Genomic DNA, 20,955 nt, shown 5'->3' with positions numbered 1-20,955 from the left:
CCTGATGAAGCAGACAGGGGTAATTGCTTCATCAAAATTCATCCCCGAAAAGAAGTCTGATCCACCGGATGATAAAAGCCGGTGGATCAGGCGTTATTCTCCCAGTCCGGATTCGATTGCCGGGATGATCGCATGCAGCGCTTTGATTTCATCCTCACCGGTACATCTGATCTGAATCTCCGTACCGTTCTGGATACCGGCGGCAAGCAGCCCCATGATGGATTTGGCATTATACTCTTTTTCGCCGATGACCACTTTTATATCCGACGCAAACTGCTGCGCGATTTTCGCCAGCACACCGGCCGGTCTGGCGTGAAGTCCGAATTTGATTCTGATAACAATTTTCTGATTAACCATAAGATTGTTCTCGCTTTTCTGTTATTTTTTGAATTTTATGGTGGACCGTTATTCGGATTTATTTGTTGTTAAATACTTTCATCGCTCTTTTTGCGTCCTCTTTCATTCCTTCCATTCCCGCGAGGACAATGTCATGGAAAAATACCTTTTCGTCCTCTTTTTTGCCTCTTACATGAGCGGCGACGGCATCCCCTCCCGCCAGGGACATATAGGTGTAATAATTGATCTTGGCAATGCCGCGGCTGATGGCTTCACGGTATCCTTCATCCGATACCCCGGAGCCGCCATGCATGACAAAGGGCATATCAATCTTGTCCTTCACTGCCGTAATGCGGTTGAAATCCAATACCGGCTTGGTAAGGTAAACACCGTGCGTCGTCCCGAAGGCAATGGCCAGCGCGTCCACGCCGGTTTTTTCCGCAAATTCCTTCGCAAGGTCCGGATTGGTATAGCAGTCGTCCAGACTGGCGTAGCTGGAGGAATCCACCGCGCCGCGGCCTTCGCCGCCGCCGATCGCGGAGGTGAAAATATGGCCCAGCTCTGCTTCCACCGAAACTCCCACGGAATGGGCAATCCGGACAATCTCCGTCGTCTCCGCCAGATTTTCCTCATAGGTTTTGCCCGAGGCGTCATACATGATGGAGGTAAAGCCCAAACGAATTGCCTGTATGCATTTGTCAAAGGAAACGCCGTGATCAAAATGGACACAAACGGGAACCTTTGCCTTTTTTGCAAAATCCAGCATAATGGGACCGATGACATCCATTGGTATGTACGAGTCGTGCAGCTCGGCGTGCGCTAAAATAACGGGCACATCCAGTTCCTCGGCCGCGCTCACCACCGCCATGACCGCTTCCAGATTCGGAACATTGAAGGCCCCGACGGCATATTTCTTTTCTTTTGCGTCCCGCAGGATTTCATTGAGTGTAACTAACATCTTCTGCATCTCCATTCTGTTTTTAGTCGAGAATCAAATTCTTCTGCCGTATGTATTCACAGACAATTTATTCCGTATGTCGAATATAAATTTTCAGGCAGGCTCCCTCACATTTTTAAAACGACCCTGAATTTGTCTCCCTTGATTGCGGACTCAAGCGCGCTCTGAATATCTTCAAACTCGTAAACCTCGCTGACAAAGGGCTTTACATTTACAACGCCTTCCGAAAGCATGCGGGTCGCCCTGACAAAATCGCGTTCATTGGAATTGGCTGTGCCGAGAATCTGCACCGCCCCCTTGTGAAGCCAGTCCGGGCTGAATTTGACCGGGGTGTCCGGATAGAATGAGCTGTACAGGACGACTTTTCCCATCTGCCCGGCGCATTTGATCGCGTCTTCCGCGACAGCGGCGATCGGCGTCGTATCGAATACAACCTGCGCCCCGATTCCCCCGGAAATTTCTTTCACCCTGTCCCGCAGATTTTCTTCGGACGGGTTCACCGTATAGGCCGCGCCCAGCTCCTTCGCGAGCTTCAGCCGCTCCCCGTTTACGTCGGACGCGACAACAACCGCTCCTTTTCTGACGGACAGCAGCACATGGAGCAGCCCCATAATGCCGCAGCCGATGACAAGCACCGTGTCCCCGAACTGGACGTTGGCGGTCTCCACGCTGTGCAGGACACACGAAAGAGGCTCCGTGATCGTGGCTTCTTCGGGTGAAATTTTGTCATATTTAAAAAGGTTCTCAGAAGGGACCAGTAAATATTCGCTGAATCCTCCCATCCCCTTTTCGGGAAGGCCCTCCAGATGCTTGCTGTGGTCAAAGTATTCGCAGCTCTGCGTATTTCCCGTTTTGCAGAAGTAGCAGTTCTGGCAGGCAAGCATGACGCCCACCGCTACCCTTTCCCCGACTTTCCACTGACGTTTGTCCACCCTGGACCCCATTTCAACAATCCGGCCCACCATTTCATGTCCGCCGATAAAGGGAAATTCCACTTTTTTTACGCCGGTATAAACTCTCTGCTCCCACGTACAAATCGCACAGGCGTCAATTTTTACCAGCACATCTTCCTTTCCCACCTGCGGAATCGGGCATTGCCGAAGCTCTACTTTTTTCGGGCCTGTGAAAACAGCCGTTTTCATCGTACCATCCATTTCTTCAACCTCCAATTTATATAACATTTACTAAAATGTTTGTTGTCTGTGTAATATCGGTCATATTTCTATGGCCGGCGATTTCCCATAATTCAGATGGAACAGTTCGTGCAGAAGGACACAAAAGAGTCCCATTTTTTCACATAAGCCACATGCCTGACCAGATAATACCGACCGCCCGGCAGAGTTTCCGCAGGCGGCCGGCATACTATCAGAATATTCCAAACAGGCCGCAGACAGCGCCCAATGCAATCAGGATAAACAGGACGGTCGTAGACTTCATCCGTCTGTTTTTCAGCAGGAACAAGGTGCCCAGGGTAATAAGCAGCGGAATGATGCCCTTGAACAGCTTATCAAAAACGTCGGCCTGCAGGGACAGCTTCACCGCGCCGATCTGGATGATCAGGGGGGAAGAGACCGCCACAAACGAGGAAGCCAATGCACCCAGGACGATCGCCCCCATTGCCGAAGCGCCCGTGATAATCATTTTCAGCTGATTTCCACCCAGCAGGGACTCCAATCCTTCTTTGCCAAGCTGATATCCTTTCATCCAAACAATGTAGGCAATCGGCAGCATGATGCCGAACATCAGAAGGCCGTAGAGCACCGGGCCCATCAGGTTCCCCTGCGCTCCCAGGCTGATACCGAATGCAAGCAGGATCGGCGTGAGCGTGCCCTGCCACAGTGTGTCGCCGATTCCCGCGAAGGGACCCATCAGGCCGGTCTTTACACCGTTGATCGCCTCATCGCTGATGTCCGCGCCGTTCGCCCTTTCTTCCTCCATGGCGATGACGATTCCGTTGATGACCCCGCCGAAATGCGGTTCCGTGTTGTAAAACTGCATATGGCGAAGGATCGCCGCTTTGTACTCTTCGGGATTGTCGCCGTACAGTTTTTTAATGATGGGAGACATCGAGTAGACCAGTCCTGTTGCCTCCAGACGTTCGTAGTTGTAGTTGGCATGGGAGAAAAAGGTCCATCTCCAGAATGCCTTTACTACGTCCTTTTTCGATAATTTTTTTGCCTTTACGGCATTGTTGTTCGTTTCTGCCATTCTATTTCACCCCTTCTCCGTTATCCTGCAAGGCTGTTGCCCGCAGAAGAGTTTCCTTCCGTCAGTTTCGTATAGAAATATGCGACAATGCCGGCCATAATGGCGATGGTAATAACATTCAGACTGGTGTACGTCTTCAGAATGAAGCCAAGGATAAAGAACAGCAGGGTCCCGGGCCGGCTGATGGCACGAAGATTCATCGCGATTCCAATAGCCGGAAGGATCTGGCCGATTACCTGGAGTACGTGCAGCGGAGTCCCCGTCAGCGCCTTGATCATCGGGGAAATATAGCTGACGCCGAAGTATGCGCCCAGCGTAACCGGAACCACACAGATGAGGAACATAAAGATCTGCGGCGGAACAATATGTAGGAAACAGATTTTCTTCAGATCGCTTTCTGCGGCGGCTTTATCCGCCATATGGACAAAGAACACATCCACCGTCATATGGAGAACCCAGATCAGTGTTCCCAGAAGGCCCAGCGGAATCGCGACCGTTGTGGCAACGGCCGGCTGCACATTCGCGGCCAGTGCCAGAGCGGTTCCAAGGCTTCCTGCAAGGCCCGGGTCCACCGGGACGGTTCCGCCTGCCGAAATAAACGCAATGTACGGCAGATTGATCGCGGCGCCGATGATACATCCCTGTACCGGGTCCCCCATAATGAACCCGACAATGGTACCTGCCACCAGCGGTTTGTACATGAAGCTGATACTTCCCAACAGAGTCAGCCACGGTGTACCGACGGTGCCAAGGTAATAAACCACGCCGATCAGAAACGCTTGCAATAAAGTAATATGCACTGTTTTTTCCTCCCCTTTTTTAAATATATAAATGCTGTACCTACAGCAATTTCGATATATCCGTTGCCTTGTCTTCGGCAATGATCTGGATCGTTACAGTACATCCGGTCGCTATTATTTTTTTGAAGATTTCCTTTTCTTCCTCCGAAACCGCGATATTCTTGTAAAATTTCTTTCTGGTTCCGCTTACGCCCATTCCGCCGACATTGACCTTGTCAAGAGTCACGCCGTTTTCCATCATCCGCCAGATGGTGGCAGGTAATTTGGCCAGGATAATGACCTTATCCTTCGGTGAAAATCCTTTTTTGATTCTTTCACTCGCATCGGCAATGTCATAGATTTCGAGGGATATGTTGGCGGGCAGCACGGTGGCCAGCACGCTTTTCATAAACATATCCTTTGCGACGCCGTCGTCAACGATCATGATTTTGTTCGCGCTGGTGTAATTCAGCCATGATGTCATTACCTGTCCGTGAACCAGTCTGTCATCGATTCTTGTCAAAACGATTTCGCTCATGATTCTTTCCACTCCTTCTTAATTCCCCGATCGATTCATCAGGGATCTGAAAATTTCGTGAAGTTCAATGAAGCTGCTTTCCCCCGCCGCAATGCAGTTTTTCTCCAGCTGCTCCACTGTACATCCCTTTCTCATGGTGAGCGCCTCGACCATCATGGGCATATTTACCCCCGCAATACACAGGAATTCACTGGAGCACATGCATTTCAGAACAAGGTTTGCCGGGGTGCCTCCGTAAAAATCAACCAGTACAAGTACCCCTTCCCCTTCATCCAGTTCCTTCACCGCATTGAGGATATCTTTTTCAAGTTCCTCCGGGGCGTCTCCGTGGTGCAGACCCAGCGCCCTGACGTTGCTCTGAGGCCCCGCGATCAGTTCGACTGCTTCCACACACGCTTTTCCCAAATCGCCATGGGTAACAACCACCACTCCGATCATTCCTTTTCACCTCCTTCATTGTCATACCGAATTATTATACCAAATGTTATTATTATTAAAATACATTTGGTACCTATCTCTCGTGCTTTTAATATAGCATGCCATGCTATTAGTGTCAATAATATTTGATGTATTTAAATTAATTTGTATATTAATTACATATAGTCTTAACTATATTCTTAACATTGCACAAATAAACTTCAAAATAAATTTATATATAGGCATTAAGTCCAAACCATTGGCATTTAATTAACAAGCAGCTTTTCTTTAAAACGAGCTCGTTATTAAAAATACAAAAGGTCTTCTACTTTTTTATAAATCTGCCCTTTCCCTTAAATATAGTATCCATTGGCGCACATTCTGTTCTATTGGAAGAATCCGCGCCGTTTTGCTCGAAAAAACCACTATATCTGTATAAAGATGGAAGAAACAGCGCATTTTAGAGATATCTTTTTATTGTAATACCGGAATTTATCGAAAAATGCTTTTCAAAAATAAATACCACTTGTATTTTAAATAAATCAGTGCTATGATAATATCAGGTTTTAAAAGCAAGCCCTATTTCACAGAACTGGGGGAAGATGATCGTGCGTACGGTACAGCGAAAACCATTTTACATATCCGCCTCCGTATCCTGCATGGACCTGTGCAACCTGGAAAGTCAGATCAAAGAGGTTGAACAGTCATCCGTGTCCTTTTTCCACTTTGATGTTGTCGACGGACGTTTTAACGATTGCTTTATATTGGGACAGACCACACTGGAAAAAATGCGTCCGGTGACCGCACTTCCCATTGAAGCGCACCTCGCAGTCTACGAGCCTGAGAAATACATAGAGTCCTTTGCTAAGGCGGGCGCGGACTATATTTCCGTCCATTACGAAGCCATGCAGAACCCTCTTGCGACCTTCGACCTTATCCGAAAGTACGGTTCTCAGCCTGTTCTAGCCTATAAGTGCACGACCGAACCCGGCGATGATTTTATATCCCTCTCAAGGGAGGTCCCCATGATTCTCAAATTAACCGTAAACCCCGGATTTTCCGGCCAGAAAATCCAGATCCAGGCGATAGAGCATATCCGCCAAATGCGCCGGATGCTGAACAATGCCGGGCTTACCGCGGATATTCAGGCCGACGGCAACATAAACATCACAACGATACCACTTGTCACACAAGCGGGTGCAAATGTTCTTACGGGAGGAACCTCCGGACTTTTTACAGGCAAAAAGAGTATTTCAGAAAACGCACTGGATATGCTCCGAGCCATAAAACCCCATATTCCTGCTTCCAAGGAAAAGAAAATGTCTCATTAACAGTATTCGGGAGGAATTTCCAATGGTAAAAAAAGAAGCAGACGGCGAGAGCAAATCGCTTTATCTGCAAATTAAAAACGATATTCTGGAATTGTTTGGCGACAAGGACTATTTTTTCAGTCTGCCGAGCGAACGGGAGCTGTGTGAAAAATTCGACGTCAGCCGCTCCACCATCAGAAAGGCGATGGATTTGCTGGAAGCGGACGGAAAGATCATCCGGATGCGCGGAAAAGGGGCCTTTTTCACAGGCAATCAGGCAGACAGCTGCCACCGGCTTCACAGTGGGATCGGTTTTTATAACGACGAACTGGATCAGGGCAAAATCACAAAAAGCAAGGTGCTCCTTCAGAATGTGGAGCATGCGTCGTCCCAGATCGCGGAAAAGCTGGGGATTGCACAGGATGACGACGTCTTTCATCTGCTGCGTCTCAGATTTATCGACGATCAGCCCGTGACCCTGACGGAAAGCTATATTCCCCTGTACATTTCCCCCGATCTGATAAAGATCGATTTTACCGATAAGTCGCTTTACAATACTTTCCGGGAGCATGGGATTAATCCCGACGTGGAATATCAGGCCATTGAAGTCCGTCCGGCAAACGCCTATCAGGCCATGCACCTGCAGATCGACCCGGGAGACCCGCTGATGATCCTTTTCGCTCTGGCGCATGACAGCGACAACAGAATTATCGAATACGTCACAACAAAGGTCCCTGCCTATAAAACCCGGTTTGAATTCAACAGGGACGCACATACCCGGTAATCCGTTTCCGCACAGCACATCTGCTCTGCAGAAACCGCTTATCAGATGGAAGGGAAGGAGTAATAATCATGAATCCTGAAACTTTTTCTATTTCCGATTACTTAAATCAGACCTTTCCCTGCGACTGTGGAAAAAGCCATAGCACAAGCCTGAAGGATGTGGACATATCCTCCGGAGCCGTGGAAAAGCTTCCATATTACATCCAAAAGAACGGCCACCGCAGATCCTTTCTTGTCTGTGATGCCAATACTTACAAGGCAGGCGGAAAGAGAGTCAAAGAAATACTGGATAAGGCCGGATGCGAAAATTCCTTGTATGTTTTAAATCAGGAGGACGTTGTTCCGGACGAAGAAGCCCTCGGTGAAGTAATCGCCGCTTTCGACAGGAGCGCGGACCTCATCATTGCCGTCGGCACCGGAACCATCAACGATCTCTGCAAATTTATCAGCTATAAGCTGGGGCTCGACTATTTTATCGTCGCGACCGCACCCTCCATGGACGGTTTCGCTTCCGACGGCGCCCCTTTGATTATCCGGCATTTAAAAACGACCTACCCCACCCACATCCCACAGGTCATCATCGGGGATCTGGACATTCTCTGCAAAGCGCCTATGAATATGATTACGGCCGGACTGGGCGACATTCTGGGGAAATATACCTGTATTACCGATTGGAAAATTTCGCATATAGTAAACGGAGAATATTACTGTAAAAACATTGTCAAGATGGTGGATATCTCTATTCAAAAGGTGATCGGCAATATTGAACTGGTAAAGACCCGCGACCCGAAGGTGATCGGAAACATTATGGAAGCGCTGGTGCTGACGGGCATGGCAATGGGGTTTGCCGGAAATTCCCGTCCCGCCTCCGGCAGCGAGCATCATATTTCCCATTTCTGGGAGATGAAATTTTTATTTGAAGGGCGCAGGCCCGTGCTTCACGGAACGAAGGTCGGGATCGGAACAGTCGCCGTTGTTTATCTTTATAAAGAGCTCGCAAAGATGTCCGTCGATTTTGAAAAAGCGCACCGTACCGTCCAGAATTTTGATTACGGTCAATGGGAGAAAAAAATTACGGCTACCTTCGGCCCGGCCGCCCCGGGCGTCATCGAGTTGGAAAAGAAAGCGAAAAAGAACGCGCCGGAAACCCATGCGGTGCGCATCCGGAGCATTGAGCAGCACTGGCCGGAAATTCTGGAAATCATTTCGCGGCTGCCGTCTGTGGAGAAAATAGAAAAGATGCTGTCCAGACTGGACGCGCCGATCAATCCCCGCCAGGTGTGCGTGGATGACGAAACGGTGGTGGACAGCATTCTTGTCGCCAAGGAGGTGCGCGACCGCTACACGCTGCTGCAGCTTTTATGGGATCTCGGTATTGCGGAGGAAATGGCCCTGAAAGCAGCCGATTATTTTAAAAGCCTACAGCCGAAAGACCGGGCCTCCTCTGTTTAGATGTTTGTATCTCCCGTTCCGGTTTTTGCCTGTTGACTTGACACGGCAAAACGGGCATGATATAGTAAGAACGATAAAAATAAGAACTGGAGTTGAAAAGATGCGCAATTTTTCTTGCTGACTATGAATTGAATAGTGTACTTCAAAAGAAGCAGTGTTCGCGCTGTTTGTTTTGCTGTGCGTAAGCAGGAAAGTTGCAAGTTTCATACCCCGGAATTCGGAATAAAGTTCAGAACATCTCCATGCCTTTGTGCGTGGAGTGTCCGGCGCTGTATTTTCGGTCTGCAGGAATTGACTTTCCTGCAGACCTTTTATTTTTACCGGAGGTGTATGCTTATGTCGCTGATTCAGATCAGCAACCTGACCTTCTGCTATGACGGAAGCTATGATACCATATTTGAAAACGTCTGCTTCCAGATCGACACCGACTGGAAGCTTGGATTTACGGGCCGGAACGGGCGGGGAAAAACCACGTTTCTAAATCTTCTGATGGGAAAATACGAGTATGCCGGAACGATCTCGTCTTCCGTGCCGTTCGACTATTTCCCCTTCGACATTCCGGACAAAGCGCAGGACACGCTGGACGCGGTCAACAGCGTCTGCCCTCAGGCGGAACTCTGGCGGCTGAACCGGGAGCTGTCCCTGCTGGACGTTTCTCAGGACGTCCTGTACCGCCCATTTAAGACACTGAGCAACGGGGAGCAGACCAAGGTTCTGCTGGCCGCGCTGTTTCTGAACGACCATCATTTTCTGCTGATTGACGAGCCGACCAATCATCTGGACATGGAGGCCCGCAAAATCGTCGGCGATTATCTGAACGCAAAAAAGGGATTTATTCTGGTTTCCCACGACCGTGCGTTTCTGGACCGCTGCATCGATCACGTCCTGTCCATCAACAAAACCAATATTGAAATCCAGAAAGGGAATTTTTCTTCGTGGCTGCATAACAAAGAAATGCAGGACCAGTTTGAAACCGAGGAAAACGCAAAGCTGAAAAAACAGATCGGCCAGCTTTCCGCCGCCGCGAAAAGAACCGCCGGATGGTCGGATAAAGTGGAAAAAACAAAAATCGGCAGCCTGAATTCCGGCCTGAAGCCGGACAAAGGCTACATCGGCCACAAGGCGGCCAAAATGATGAAGCGGGCGGGTGCGATTGAAGCGCGCAAGGAAAAGGCGGCGCAGGAAAAGGCACAACTTCTAAAAAATATCGAAACAGCCGAAAGCCTGTCCGTCAAGCCGCTGGAATACCCCAAAAACGGGCTGGTCGGACTCGAAAACCTCTCCGTGCTTTACGGGGACAAAAGGGTCTTCGGCGGTCTTTCCTTTACGGTCAGCCGGGGCGACCGGATCGCGCTGTGCGGCAAAAACGGCTGCGGAAAATCCAGTATCCTCAAGCTTTTGACCGGGGGAGAAATCAATTTCACCGGCAGCCTGCAGATGGGGAAAAATCTGATCATTTCCTACGTTCCCCAGGATACCTCCTTTTTGCGGGGAAATTTAAAAGACTACGCGGAAGAAAGCCATATTGACGAAAGCCTGTTCAAGGCGATTCTGCGCAAGCTGGACTTTTCAAGGGTGCAGTTTGAAAAGGACATGGCGGATTTCAGCGGAGGCCAGAAAAAGAAGGTGCTCATCGCGAGAAGCCTCTGCGAGCAGGCGCATCTGTATCTTTGGGATGAACCGCTCAACTTCATCGACGTTCTGTCCCGTATGCAGATTGAGGAGCTCCTTCTGAAATACCGGCCGACCATGCTGTTTGTGGAACACGACAGTTCGTTTGTCGACTCCATAGCAACCCGCCGGATCCTTCTTTGAGCTTTGAAACATAATAACCAAAGTCAGCCGTGTGAAACTCTTGAATTTAATGGATTATTTCGCTTGTAAAACAAAAAAATGGTGTTATAATGATAATGTACACTAATTTAGTATACATTAAGTTTAAAAGAGGTGTAATGCGGTGTCACTGTTGGAAATAAAAAATCTGCGCGTCAGCGCAGATGACAAAGCGATATTAAAAGGGATCAACCTGTCCGTAGGCCAAGGGGAGATCCATGTGCTGATGGGACCCAACGGCGGGGGAAAATCCACGCTGGTCAATACGGTTATGGGACATCCCCAATACCGTGTGGACGAAGGTTCGATCGTGTTCGACGGCAAGGACATCACCCGGGAACCCACGAATGAGCGCGCAAAGGCGGGGCTGTTTTTATCGTTCCAAAATCCGGAAGAGGTTCCGGGGGTCACGCTGGAAAACTTTATGAGGACTTCACGCACGGCGATTACCGGCAAGCCCGTGAAGCTGTTTGCCTATCAGAAAGACCTAAAAGGAAAAATGGAAGAACTCGGTATGGACGGGGAATACGCTTCGCGCTACCTGAACGTGGGGTTCTCCGGCGGCGAAAAGAAAAAGTCCGAAATCCTTCAGATGCTGATGCTGAACCCGAAGCTCGCCATTCTTGACGAAACGGATTCGGGGCTGGACGTGGACGCGGTAAAAATCGTTTCACAGGGTGTGGAGAAATTCAAGAACAGGGACAATTCCCTGCTTGTGATTACGCACAATACCAAAATTCTAGAATACCTGAACGTGGATTATGTCCATGTCCTGATGGACGGAAAAATCGTGAAAACCGGTTCCCGCTCGCTGATCGACCAGATCAACGAAGCCGGCTTTCAGCAGCTCGCCGCGGCCGCCGCGGGCTGACGGAGGAGGAAACCGAATTGAGAGATACAGGTGTCAGAAAGACCTATGTGGAAGATATCGACCGCAGTATTTACGATGTGAAAGACAAGGTCAACGCTTCTTTTCAGGTCGAAAAGGGACTGACCGCAAAGATCGTCAACGAAATTGCAATCAAGAAAAACGACCCGGAGTGGATGCGGCTTTTCCGGCTGAAATCCCTTCAGGTTTACAACCGCCTCCCCATGCCCTCCTGGGGCCCGTCGCTGGACGGACTGGATATGGAGCAGATCATCACCTATATCCGCCCGGATACCCGAATGAGCGCCAAATGGACGGAGGTCCCGGACGATATCAAAAACACCTTTGAACGGCTCGGCATTCCGAAGGCGGAACGGGATTATCTTTCCGGCGTCGGCGCACAGTACGATTCCGAGGTGGTTTATCACAACCTGCGTGAGGAAGTCAGCCGCCAGGGCGTGATTTATACCGATATGGAAAGCGCGATTCACGACCCGGTGTACGGGCCGATGGTGAAAAAGCACTTTATGAAGCTGGTTCCGCCCGAGGACCACAAATTTGTGGCGCTGCACGGGGCGGTCTGGTCCGGCGGGTCGTTCGTATATGTGCCGCCCGGAGTCAATGTGGAAGTACCGCTGCAGTCTTATTTCCGGCTGAACGCGCCGGGAGCGGGACAGTTTGAGCATACCCTGATTATCGTGGGCGCGGGCGCAAGCCTCCATTTTATCGAAGGCTGTTCGGCTCCCAAATACAACGTCGCCAATCTGCACGCGGGCTGTGTGGAGCTGTACGTGGGCGAAAACGCGCATCTGCGCTACTCGACCGTGGAAAACTGGTCGAAGAACATGTACAATCTGAACACCAAGCGCGCGCTGGTCGAAAAGGGCGCCAGCATGGAATGGGTTTCCGGCTCGTTCGGCTCCCATGTATCGTATCTGTACCCGATGAGCATCCTAAAGGGTGAAAAAGCCCGCATGGAATTCACGGGCATCACCTTCGCCGGCAAGGGGCAGTCGCTCGACACCGGCATGAAGGTCGTACACGCCGCGCCCTACACCTACTCCAATATCAGCACCAAATCGATTTCCAAGGACGGCGGGAACTGCACCTACCGCAGCTCCGTCAAAATCCTGCCGGACGCGCACGACTGCAAATCCTCCGTTTCATGCGAATCCCTGATGCTGGACGACCGCTCCCGCTCGGACACCATCCCGGTAACGGATATCCAGAACGACAATGTCGACATCGGGCACGAGGCGAAGATCGGGCGCATCAGCGACGACGCGATCTTCTACCTGATGAGCCGGGGGCTGTCCGAAGAGGACGCAAAGGCGATGATCGTCACCGGCTTTGCGGAGCCGATCGCCAAGGAGCTCCCGATGGAATACGCGGTGGAAATGAACAACCTGATCAGACTGGAAATGGAGGGGTCCATCGGCTGACGCCGGTGCAAAGGAGACATCCATGAATACAACTTTTCAGAAAATAAACAGCCTGCCCGCTCCCACCTGGGGCTGGCTTGGCGTAAACGGCACGGATGTTCCGGCGGAAATACCGGAAATCGTGCCCTGCAAAAAAGAAAATAAAATTGTCCGGGTTCCGGACAGCGTGAAACTTTTCAGCGGCGTGCTTCCCGTCCCGGAGCTGGAAACAGCGTTGGGGACCGATGCCGCAAATTTTGTCCAGGACCATTGGAATTGCGGCATCACCGCCGTCGTTCCCGCGGGGACCCGGCCGGAACAGCCGATTTTCCTTTCCTACCATATGGATGAAAGCAATCCGGCCATTGTAGACAGGAATACGTTGGTGGCGGAGGAGGGAAGCGAGGTCACGGTGGTCATGAGCTATCTCTCCAAAGAAGGGGTTTCCGGCTTCCACAGTGGGCTGACGCGCCTGTTTGCGGGAAAAAACGCCGTCATCCATCTGGTGCAGGTTCAGCTGCTCGGCGACACCTGCGTAAATTTTGACAATATCGGCGCGGTAACGCAGGAAAACGGCGCGGTCGATATTGTACAGGTGGAATTCGGCGCCAAGAACTCGTACGCGGGCTGCAGGGCCCGTCTGCTCGGAAAAGGCAGCCGGATGGACTACAACACGATTTACTTCGGCGATCAGGATCGTTCCCTCGATATGAATGTCGTTGCGGAACACGCGGGCCCGAAAACGAACAGTGAAATCAGTGCCTCCGGCGCGCTGCTGGACGAAAGCAGCAAGATTTTCCGCGGCACCATCGACTTTCTGCGGGGCGCAAAGCAGGCGGTCGGCCACGAAAGCGAATACAGCCTGCTGTTCAGCCCGAAGGTGCGCAGCCGCACCGCGCCGCTGATTTTATGCGGAGAAGAAAATGTCGAGGGACAGCATGCCGCGACGACCGGAAAGATCGACGAAAACAAGCTGTTTTACCTGATGTCGCGCGGGCTGGACGAACTCGCCGCCAAAAAGCTGGTGATTGAAGCACAGTTCCGTCCGGCAACCGAAAAAATTCCGGACGATGCGCTCAGGCGCGCCGTATCCGAATTTGTGGAAAAGAGGCTGAATAAAATTGAATCCTTATCTCAATGATTTTCCCATTCTGCAGGAAAAGGTGAACGGCAAGCGTCTGGTCTATCTGGATAACGCCGCCACCACCCAAAAGCCTCTCTCCGTTTTGAAAGCCGTCGAGGAATACTACCGTTGTGAAAACGCCAATCCGTACCGCGGGCTGTACCGGCTGAGCGTCCAGGCGACGCAGGCGTATGAAAACGCGCGCCATACGGTCGCCGAATGGATCGGGGCCGGGGACGACAGCGAGATCATTTTTACGCGCAACGCTACGGAGTCTCTCAATCTTGTGGCGTACAGCTACGGACTCCCCTTCCTGCGCGAAGGAGACGAAATTACCCTCTCCGTTCTGGAGCATCACAGCAATCTGGTGCCGTGGCAGATGGTCGCCAAGGCAAAGGGCGTCAAATTAAACTTCCTATATCCCGACGCGTCCGGGCACCTGACCGACGAAGAGATCGAAAAAAAGATCACCCCGAACACCCGTGTGGTCGCGGTGACGTATGTTTCCAATGTTCTGGGCACGGTGAATCCGGCCGCGAAAATCATTGACGCGGCGCACCGCGCCGGCGCCGTCGTCGTTCTGGACTGCGCACAGAGCGTTCCCCACTTTCCCCTGAACGTCGGAGAGCTTGATGTGGATTTCGCCGCGTTTTCCGGGCATAAAATGCTTGCGCCGATGGGCATCGGCGTCCTGTACGGCAAAAAGGCCCTTCTGGAAAAAATGCCGCCCTTCCTCACCGGCGGCGAGATGATTGAATATGTGTATGAGCAGGACGCGACCTTCGCCGAGCTTCCGCAGAAATTCGAAGCCGGAACCCCAAACGTCGGCGGCGCTGTCGGCCTTGCGGAGGCAATCCGCTATCTGCAGAAGGTCGGCTACGATACGATTCAAAAGACGGAGGCCGAACTGCTTGCGTATACGCTTCAGGGACTCGCGGCCATCCCCCACGTGTCGGTATACGGAGACAAAGCCGGCAGCCGGGACCGCTGCGGCGTCATCTCCTTCAATGTGGACGGGGTGCATCCGCACGACGTGGCCACGATCCTGAATGAGGACGGCGTGGCAATCCGCGCGGGCCACCACTGCGCCCAGCCGCTGATGCGGTATCTGGGCATCAACTCCGCGTGCAGGCTGAGCCTGTATTTCTACAATACGAAAGAGGATATCGATCTCTTTCTCGAGAGCCTAAAAAAGGTCAGGGGGTGGCTCGGTTATGGAGCTTAAAGAGCTTTATACACAGATTCTTACGGAACACAACAATTCCAGCCGCAACAAACACCATATTGAAAATCCCACAACGGTGCTGAAAGGGGTCAATCCCAGCTGCGGCGACGAAATCGAACTCGAACTGAGAATAAAAGACAACGTCATTGAGGACGCCGCGTTCACCGGGGTCGGCTGCGCGATCTCGCAGGCGTCTGCCTCCATCATGATCGATCTGATCAAGGGCGAGCCCGCCGACGAAGCGTTAAAGCTTGCCAAGACTTTTCTGGGAATGATCAAAAACGAAATTACGGATGAAAAACAGTTGGAAGCGCTGGACGAGGCGATTGCCTTCCGCGATATTTCCCACATGCCTGCGAGAGTAAAGTGCGCGGTCCTGGGCTGGCACACGCTGGAGAACGCCGTGGAAAAAGACAAGGAAAAACACGAAGCAAATTAAAGGACTGACCAAAGGACGCCCGCCCGGTATAAAACCGGACAGGCGTCCTTTTTATAGGAAAAGATTGGAACTTATTTGACAGGGGAAGATTTCCCCTGATTTGCCACGCGTTCCATTTTGGCTTTCAGCAGGGCCTGATCGCCCAGATAGTATTTGCGCAGGACATGGAATTCCCTGTCGAACTCATAGACGAGCGGCACCCCCGTCGGGATGTTCACTTCCATGATTTCTTCTTTGCTCAGCCCGTCAAAATGTTTGACCAGCGCGCGGATGGAGTTGCCGTGCGCAGCGATCAGGACCCTTTTGCCGTCCTGCATATCCTTTTTGATCGCAGCCTCAAAATAGGGCAGCACCCTGTCTATGGTATCCTTCAGGCTTTCGCAGAGGGGAAGCTCCTGTTTGATTTCGTTTCTGTACGCGGGGTCGAATTTCGGATTGCGCTTGTCGTCCTCCGCGAGCTCCGGCGGCCTGACGTCAAAGGAGCGCCTCCAGATTTTCACCTGGTCCTCCCCGTACTTTTGGGCGGTCTCCGCTTTGTTCAGCCCCTGCAGCGCCCCGTAATGCCGCTCGTTGAGCTTCCACGATTTTACAACCGGCAGCCATTCGCGGTCAAGCTGCTCAAGCGTCAGATTCAAAGTCTGAATCGCCCTTTTTAAATAGGAAGTATAGCATATGTCAAAATCATAGCCCTCCTGTTTCAGCAGAACGCCGGCTTCCGCCGCCTCGCGCCTGCCGTTTTCCGAAAGGCCGACATCCGCCCAGCCCGTAAAAAGATTTTTCTGATTCCACTCGCTTTCCCCGTGCCGGACCAAAACCAGTTTCATTTTATGTCCTCCTTAACCGTCCGGTCTTGCTTAAACCGCTGGCGGACGGTATCATCTATTATTGTCTACCATTTTAGTATACGATACTTTCTGCCAAAAATCAACAGCAATCCTGCATGGCATGCAAATTCTACAGCAATTCCATTTCAGTTTTTTAAATAAATCGCGCTCTTCTCGCGCCTTCGATGGGGGAGGAACGCAGCCTTGTTGCAGAATCAACTGGAATGCCGTAATTGCGGCTGCGCGGGTTTACCGACAGCAGAAGAGCGGCGAAGAAAATCCTCGCCGCTCTGTATGCTTACATGCCCGCTTCAAGCGCCTCCGCCCTGACGAACTGGCTGTTGTACAGGTTTGCATAAAATCCGTTTCTGCCGAGCAATTCCTCGTGGTTGCCCTGCTCCACAATATCGCCGTCCTTCATGACCAGAATCGTGTCGGCGTCGCGGATGGTGGAAAGGCGGTGGGCGATGACGAAGCTGGTACGGCCCTTCATCAGATGATCCATCGCTTTCTGGATCAAAAGCTCGGTACGGGTATCCACGCTGCTGGTCGCCTCATCCAGAATCAGAATCTGGGGGTCGGCGAGAATCACGCGGGCGATGGTCAGAAGCTGCTTCTGGCCCTGAGACACATTGCTGGTATCTTCGTTGAGAATCATATTGTAGCCGTCCGGCAGCGTCCGTACAAAATGGTCCACCTGAGCGGCCTTCGCTGCGGCGATGACCTCCTCGTCCGTGGCGTCCAGCCTGCCGTAACGGATATTGTCCGCAATGCTGGCGTTGTAGAGCCAGGTGTCCTGCAGGACCATGCCGAACAGGGAGCGCAGATCGTTGCGCTTGAAATCTCGGATATCGTAGCCGTCAACCAGAATCGCGCCCTCGTTCACGTCGTAGAAACGCATCAGAAGCTTGACCATTGTGGTTTTTCCGGCGCCCGTCGGGCCGACAATGGCGACCTTCTGCCCCGGCTGGATATTTGCCGAGAAATCGTTGATGATGATCTTATCCGGATGATACCCGAAGTGGACGTGTGCGAACTGGACACTTCCCTGAATGTGTACGTTCAGCTCCGTATCCGGACTGTCGCCGGTATTGACGCTGATCGGGAAGCTGCTTTCCGGAACTTCCTCCGGCTGCTCCAGAAACGTGAACACACGCTCCGCCGCAGCCGCGGTCTGCTGCAGGACGTTGGAAATATTGGCGACCTGCGTCATCGGCTGAGTAAACTGGCGGACGTACTGAATGAACGCCTGAATATCGCCGACGGAAATCCTGCCGTTTGCGGCAAGATATCCGCCTAAAATGCAGACCGCAACATAGCCCAGATTGCCGATGAAGCTCATAACGGGCATCATCATGCCGGACATAAACTGGCTTTTCCACGCGGAGGAATACAGCGTATCGTTGTATTCCTCAAAGGTTCTGGTCGACTCGGCCTCGCCGTTAAAGGCTTTGACCACAACATGGCTGGCGTACATTTCCTCAATATGGCCGTTGACGTGTCCGAGGTAAGTCTGCTGGGCCATAAAATGCTTCTGTGATTTTTTGACAATGGTCAGGATGAAGGTCATGGAAGCGGGGATAATGCAGAGCGCGACCAGCGTCATCTGCCAGCTGATGGACAGCATCATAACCAGAATTCCGAGGATGGTCGTTACGGAAGTGATAATCTGCGTGACGCTCTGGTTCAGGCTCTGGCTGATGGAGTCGACATCGTTCGTGATGTGCGAAAGCACTTCGCCGTTGCTGGTCGTGTCGTAATACTGAAACGGCAGCTTCTGGATTTTGGCGGCGATCTCACGCCGAAGCTGATAGGTTACCTTCATGGATACGCCGGTCATAATGTAACTCTGGATATAGGAGAACAGCGCGCTGATCAGGTACAGGCCGACCAGCCACAGCATAATGCCCGCGATGTAGCCGAAGTCGATGCCGGTCCCGGCACCGGTGATCTGGCTCATGATGCCGGTAAAAAGCGCATTGGTCGCGTTGCCCAGAATCTTCGGGCCCACAATGGAAAACACAGTGGACGCCACGGCGAAAACGAGGACGGTAACCAGCGAAAACTTATATTTGCCCATATAGCGGACCAGTTTTTTGAACGTTCCCTTAAAGTCTTTGGCTTTTTCCCCTTGTATTGTTATGCCGCGGGGGCCGCGGCCCGGAATCGACTTGCGCGGCTGGGAGGTTGTTTCACTCATGCCAGTTCCTCCTTTGAAAGCTGTGACGACGCAATTTCATAATAAGTCGGGCAGGACTTTAAAAGCTCCTGATGCGTACCGATTCCTACAATTTTTCCTTCGTCCAGTACAATGATCTGCTCGGCGCTCATAATCGTGCTGACACGCTGCGCCACAATCAGAACGGTGCTCTCGCCCGTGTGTTTTTTCAGCGCGAAGCGCAGAGCCGCGTCGGTTTTATAATCGAGTGCGGAAAAGCTGTCGTCAAAAATATAGACAGGCGGTTTTTTCACCAGTGCGCGCGCAATGGAAAGGCGCTGCTTCTGTCCGCCGGAGACGTTTGTGCCGCCCTGCGCGATCTCCGAATGGAACCCTTCCGGGTTTTCAGAGATGAATTCCATTGCCTGGGCAACTTCCGCCGCGGTGCGGACATCTTCCTCTGCCGCGTCTTTGTCACCGTAGCGCAGATTGGAATCGATGGTGCCGGACAGAAGGATTCCCTTCTGCGGCACATAGCCGATCTGATCCCTCAGCTCCTTCTGGGAGACATCCTTTACATTGACGCCGTTTACCAGCACTTCGCCGGCGGTCACGTCGTAAAAACGGGGGATGAGGTTGACAAGGGTCGTTTTGCCCGAGCCCGTCGAGCCGATAAAAGCGGTCGTCTGTCCCGGTTTGGCGGTAAAGGTGATATGCTGAAGCACATCCTCGCTTGCTCCGCTGTACCGAAAAGAGACGTCCTTGAAATCGACATAGCCGGTTTGTTTCCCGTCAAAGGATACGGGATGCTCCGGGTCCTCAATAGAGGGCTCCACATCAAGCACCTGGGCAATCCGGTTGCCGGACACCGCCGCGCGGGGCACCATAATGAACATAATGGAAATCATCAGGAAGCTCATGATGATCTGCATCGCGTACTGCATAAATGCCATCATGTCGCCGACCTGCATGGCGGAAGCCGCGATCTGGTGCGCGCCCACCCACACGATCAAAAGTGTGGAGGCGTTCATGATCAGCATCATCACCGGCATCATGAAGACCATGATGCGGTTGACGAACAGCGAATTCTTCGTGAGGTCGCGGTTCGCGATATCAAACCGTTCCTCTTCAAATTCCTGTGTTCCAAAAGCGCGAATGACCATCAGGCCGTTCAGGTTTTCACGCGAAACCAGATTGAGCCGGTCGACCAGCTGCTGCACAATCTTGAACTTGGGCAGGGCGACGCTGAACACGATCGCGATCATACCGACCAGCACGACGCAGGCCAGCGCGATAATCCAGCTCATGGACACCGATTTGTGCACCGCCATGATAATCCCGCCGACACCCATAATGGGGGCGTAACAGAGCATGCGCACACCCATCATCAGCAGCATCTGCACCTGCGTGACATCATTGGTGGTACGGGTAATCAGAGAGGCGGTCGAAAATTCGTCGAACTCGCGGTTGGAAAAGTTTTCTACCTTTCTGAATACCGCACGGCGCAGGTCGCGCGCCACACCGGCGCTGAGCTTTGCGGCGAAATAGCCGACCATCACGGTCGCCGCGCCGCCCGCCAGAGCGATGAGAAGCATCAGCAGGCCCATTTTGAGGATATAGGCGGTCTGGATGCCGGAGATATTCATCCCCAATTCCCGGTAAAAGCTTCTGCACATTGCCGTGCCGCTTTGCAGCAGCATGGATTCGGAATTTTTCAGCGCTTCGCTGCGCGCATTCTCAATCACGCCGGCGGGCAGCTTTTCCAGCACCGGCCCCAGTGCGTAAACTTTGCTAAGGTCCATTTCCGAAACATCGGTCTTTCCTCCCGCGGCGTCCGTCAGGCTTTTGCCGGACTGCTGCGCAAGAGTCTTCATGGTGTTGATCAGGGTCCAGGCCGATTCCCCGAACGCCCGGTCCAGCTGCGTAAGGGTCGCACTGTCCACGCTGCCGCGCACATAGATATCCTCTGTTTTCAGCAGCGGATACCGCCTGGCGGCATCGTCATAGCTGTCACCCGAACCGGAGGAAGAAACCAGAGTGTAGCTGTCCGCGACGGCCTTTTTCTGCTCCTCCGTCATAAATCCGGTTACGAATGTAAGCCCTTTGGCACTGATTGCTTCCGGAGCGGCGTCTTCGATGCCGCTTTGCTGAATGCCGATATTGACGATCTCGGACATGTAGTTGGGCAGATTCAAATCCGCCATCGCCTGCCCGAACAGCAGGGCAATCGATATCAAAATCATGAGTGTATAAGGCTTTAAGTATTTCGCCAGTTTCTTCATA

General features: G+C 52.0%; 19 protein-coding genes. 9 read left to right on the top strand and 10 right to left on the bottom strand.

Going from position 1 to position 20,955, the window contains the following annotated elements; genetic code table 11:
- Positions 1-93 precede the first annotated feature (93 nt).
- From ACRQU7_RS06570 to ACRQU7_RS06540, 7 genes are all read right to left on the bottom strand, one after another.
- Positions 94-357, bottom strand: a complete 264-nt coding sequence (locus ACRQU7_RS06570) for an HPr family phosphocarrier protein (protein ID WP_444644640.1) — start codon at positions 355-357, stop codon at positions 94-96.
- Between the two features lie 58 nt (positions 358-415).
- Positions 416-1,294 (bottom strand): class II fructose-bisphosphate aldolase, encoded by an 879-nt coding sequence (locus ACRQU7_RS06565; RefSeq protein ID WP_444644638.1) that lies wholly within the window; start codon positions 1,292-1,294, stop codon positions 416-418.
- 107 nt (positions 1,295-1,401) lie between these two features.
- A complete protein-coding gene (locus ACRQU7_RS06560; RefSeq protein WP_444644636.1) occupies positions 1,402-2,448 on the bottom strand; it encodes a zinc-dependent alcohol dehydrogenase in 1,047 nt (348 codons plus the stop codon).
- Between the two features lie 211 nt (positions 2,449-2,659).
- The gene (locus ACRQU7_RS06555) at positions 2,660-3,502 is read right to left on the bottom strand and encodes a PTS system mannose/fructose/sorbose family transporter subunit IID (protein WP_141827680.1); all 843 of its coding nucleotides are present in this window, start codon (positions 3,500-3,502) and stop codon (positions 2,660-2,662) included.
- Between the two features lie 20 nt (positions 3,503-3,522).
- Positions 3,523-4,302 (bottom strand): PTS mannose/fructose/sorbose/N-acetylgalactosamine transporter subunit IIC, encoded by a 780-nt coding sequence (locus ACRQU7_RS06550; RefSeq protein WP_141827679.1) that lies wholly within the window; start codon positions 4,300-4,302, stop codon positions 3,523-3,525.
- Between the two features lie 40 nt (positions 4,303-4,342).
- On the bottom strand, positions 4,343-4,819 hold the full coding sequence (locus tag ACRQU7_RS06545) for a PTS sugar transporter subunit IIB (RefSeq protein ID WP_141827678.1): 477 nt from the start codon (positions 4,817-4,819) through the stop codon (positions 4,343-4,345).
- Between the two features lie 18 nt (positions 4,820-4,837).
- Positions 4,838-5,257, bottom strand: a complete 420-nt coding sequence (locus ACRQU7_RS06540) for a PTS sugar transporter subunit IIA (RefSeq protein ID WP_444644633.1) — start codon at positions 5,255-5,257, stop codon at positions 4,838-4,840.
- A gap of 587 nt (positions 5,258-5,844) precedes the next feature.
- Here ACRQU7_RS06540 and ACRQU7_RS06535 point away from each other — a divergent pair.
- The 9 genes from ACRQU7_RS06535 to sufU all read left to right on the top strand — a co-directional run bounded on the left by ACRQU7_RS06535 (position 5,845) and on the right by sufU (position 15,690).
- Positions 5,845-6,567, top strand: a complete 723-nt coding sequence (locus ACRQU7_RS06535) for a ribulose-phosphate 3-epimerase (protein WP_444644631.1) — start codon at positions 5,845-5,847, stop codon at positions 6,565-6,567.
- Between the two features lie 22 nt (positions 6,568-6,589).
- Complete coding sequence (locus ACRQU7_RS06530) at positions 6,590-7,330, top strand: GntR family transcriptional regulator (RefSeq protein ID WP_444644629.1); 741 nt, start codon at positions 6,590-6,592, stop codon at positions 7,328-7,330.
- A 68-nt stretch (positions 7,331-7,398) separates the two neighbouring features.
- Positions 7,399-8,781 (top strand): sn-glycerol-1-phosphate dehydrogenase, encoded by a 1,383-nt coding sequence (locus tag ACRQU7_RS06525; RefSeq protein WP_444644627.1) that lies wholly within the window; start codon positions 7,399-7,401, stop codon positions 8,779-8,781.
- Between the two features lie 336 nt (positions 8,782-9,117).
- Positions 9,118-10,596 carry a ribosomal protection-like ABC-F family protein gene (abc-f, locus tag ACRQU7_RS06520; protein WP_444644625.1) on the top strand — a complete coding sequence of 493 codons (1,479 nt, stop codon included), beginning with the start codon at positions 9,118-9,120 and terminating at the stop codon, positions 10,594-10,596.
- 142 nt (positions 10,597-10,738) lie between these two features.
- Positions 10,739-11,485 (top strand): Fe-S cluster assembly ATPase SufC, encoded by a 747-nt coding sequence (gene sufC / locus ACRQU7_RS06515; RefSeq protein ID WP_444644623.1) that lies wholly within the window; start codon positions 10,739-10,741, stop codon positions 11,483-11,485.
- A 17-nt stretch (positions 11,486-11,502) separates the two neighbouring features.
- Positions 11,503-12,924: a Fe-S cluster assembly protein SufB gene (sufB, locus tag ACRQU7_RS06510; RefSeq protein ID WP_038323373.1), complete on the top strand. Its 1,422-nt coding sequence runs from the start codon at positions 11,503-11,505 to the stop codon at positions 12,922-12,924.
- A 22-nt stretch (positions 12,925-12,946) separates the two neighbouring features.
- On the top strand, positions 12,947-14,044 hold the full coding sequence (locus ACRQU7_RS06505) for a SufB/SufD family protein (RefSeq protein WP_444644621.1): 1,098 nt from the start codon (positions 12,947-12,949) through the stop codon (positions 14,042-14,044).
- Positions 14,025-15,251, top strand: a complete 1,227-nt coding sequence (locus ACRQU7_RS06500) for a cysteine desulfurase (protein WP_444644619.1) — start codon at positions 14,025-14,027, stop codon at positions 15,249-15,251. Before ACRQU7_RS06505 ends, ACRQU7_RS06500 begins: the two co-directional genes overlap by 20 nt.
- A complete protein-coding gene (sufU, locus tag ACRQU7_RS06495) occupies positions 15,241-15,690 on the top strand; it encodes a Fe-S cluster assembly sulfur transfer protein SufU (protein WP_038323369.1) in 450 nt (149 codons plus the stop codon). Before ACRQU7_RS06500 ends, sufU begins: the two co-directional genes overlap by 11 nt.
- A gap of 71 nt (positions 15,691-15,761) precedes the next feature.
- Here sufU and gpmA read toward each other — a convergent pair whose 3' ends face one another.
- The 3 genes from gpmA to ACRQU7_RS06480 all read right to left on the bottom strand — a co-directional run bounded on the left by gpmA (position 15,762) and on the right by ACRQU7_RS06480 (position 20,954).
- On the bottom strand, positions 15,762-16,514 hold the full coding sequence (gene gpmA, locus ACRQU7_RS06490) for a 2,3-diphosphoglycerate-dependent phosphoglycerate mutase (protein ID WP_038323367.1): 753 nt from the start codon (positions 16,512-16,514) through the stop codon (positions 15,762-15,764).
- A 298-nt stretch (positions 16,515-16,812) separates the two neighbouring features.
- Positions 16,813-18,714 (bottom strand): ABC transporter ATP-binding protein, encoded by a 1,902-nt coding sequence (locus ACRQU7_RS06485; RefSeq protein ID WP_444644616.1) that lies wholly within the window; start codon positions 18,712-18,714, stop codon positions 16,813-16,815.
- Positions 18,711-20,954: an ABC transporter ATP-binding protein gene (locus tag ACRQU7_RS06480; RefSeq protein WP_038323365.1), complete on the bottom strand. Its 2,244-nt coding sequence runs from the start codon at positions 20,952-20,954 to the stop codon at positions 18,711-18,713. The genes ACRQU7_RS06485 and ACRQU7_RS06480 overlap by 4 nt, the downstream gene beginning before the upstream one ends.
- Between the last annotated feature and the right edge of the window lies 1 nt (position 20,955).

It is taken from the genome of Caproiciproducens puteiluti, assembly GCF_052442865.1.
In the GTDB taxonomy this organism is placed as follows: domain Bacteria; phylum Bacillota; class Clostridia; order Oscillospirales; family Acutalibacteraceae; genus Caproiciproducens.
This window is presented reverse-complemented; position numbering and strand designations above follow the sequence as displayed.

Excerpts from the sequence above, each read along its gene's own strand:
- ACRQU7_RS06570 (WP_444644640.1), bottom strand. The coding sequence starts at position 357 with ATGGTTAATCAGAAAATTGTTATCAGAATCAAATTCGGACTTCACGCC.
- ACRQU7_RS06565 (WP_444644638.1), bottom strand. The coding sequence starts at position 1,294 with ATGTTAGTTACACTCAATGAAATCCTGCGGGACGCAAAAGAAAAGAAA.
- ACRQU7_RS06560 (WP_444644636.1), bottom strand. The coding sequence starts at position 2,448 with ATGGATGGTACGATGAAAACGGCTGTTTTCACAGGCCCGAAAAAAGTA.
- ACRQU7_RS06555 (WP_141827680.1), bottom strand. The coding sequence starts at position 3,502 with ATGGCAGAAACGAACAACAATGCCGTAAAGGCAAAAAAATTATCGAAA.
- ACRQU7_RS06545 (WP_141827678.1), bottom strand. The coding sequence starts at position 4,819 with ATGAGCGAAATCGTTTTGACAAGAATCGATGACAGACTGGTTCACGGA.
- ACRQU7_RS06540 (WP_444644633.1), bottom strand. The coding sequence starts at position 5,257 with ATGATCGGAGTGGTGGTTGTTACCCATGGCGATTTGGGAAAAGCGTGT.
- ACRQU7_RS06530 (WP_444644629.1), top strand. The coding sequence starts at position 6,590 with ATGGTAAAAAAAGAAGCAGACGGCGAGAGCAAATCGCTTTATCTGCAA.
- ACRQU7_RS06525 (WP_444644627.1), top strand. The coding sequence starts at position 7,399 with ATGAATCCTGAAACTTTTTCTATTTCCGATTACTTAAATCAGACCTTT.
- abc-f (WP_444644625.1), top strand. The coding sequence starts at position 9,118 with ATGTCGCTGATTCAGATCAGCAACCTGACCTTCTGCTATGACGGAAGC.
- ACRQU7_RS06505 (WP_444644621.1), top strand. The coding sequence starts at position 12,947 with ATGAATACAACTTTTCAGAAAATAAACAGCCTGCCCGCTCCCACCTGG.
- sufU (WP_038323369.1), top strand. The coding sequence starts at position 15,241 with ATGGAGCTTAAAGAGCTTTATACACAGATTCTTACGGAACACAACAAT.
- gpmA (WP_038323367.1), bottom strand. The coding sequence starts at position 16,514 with ATGAAACTGGTTTTGGTCCGGCACGGGGAAAGCGAGTGGAATCAGAAA.
- ACRQU7_RS06485 (WP_444644616.1), bottom strand. The coding sequence starts at position 18,714 with ATGAGTGAAACAACCTCCCAGCCGCGCAAGTCGATTCCGGGCCGCGGC.
- ACRQU7_RS06480 (WP_038323365.1), bottom strand. The coding sequence starts at position 20,954 with ATGAAGAAACTGGCGAAATACTTAAAGCCTTATACACTCATGATTTTG.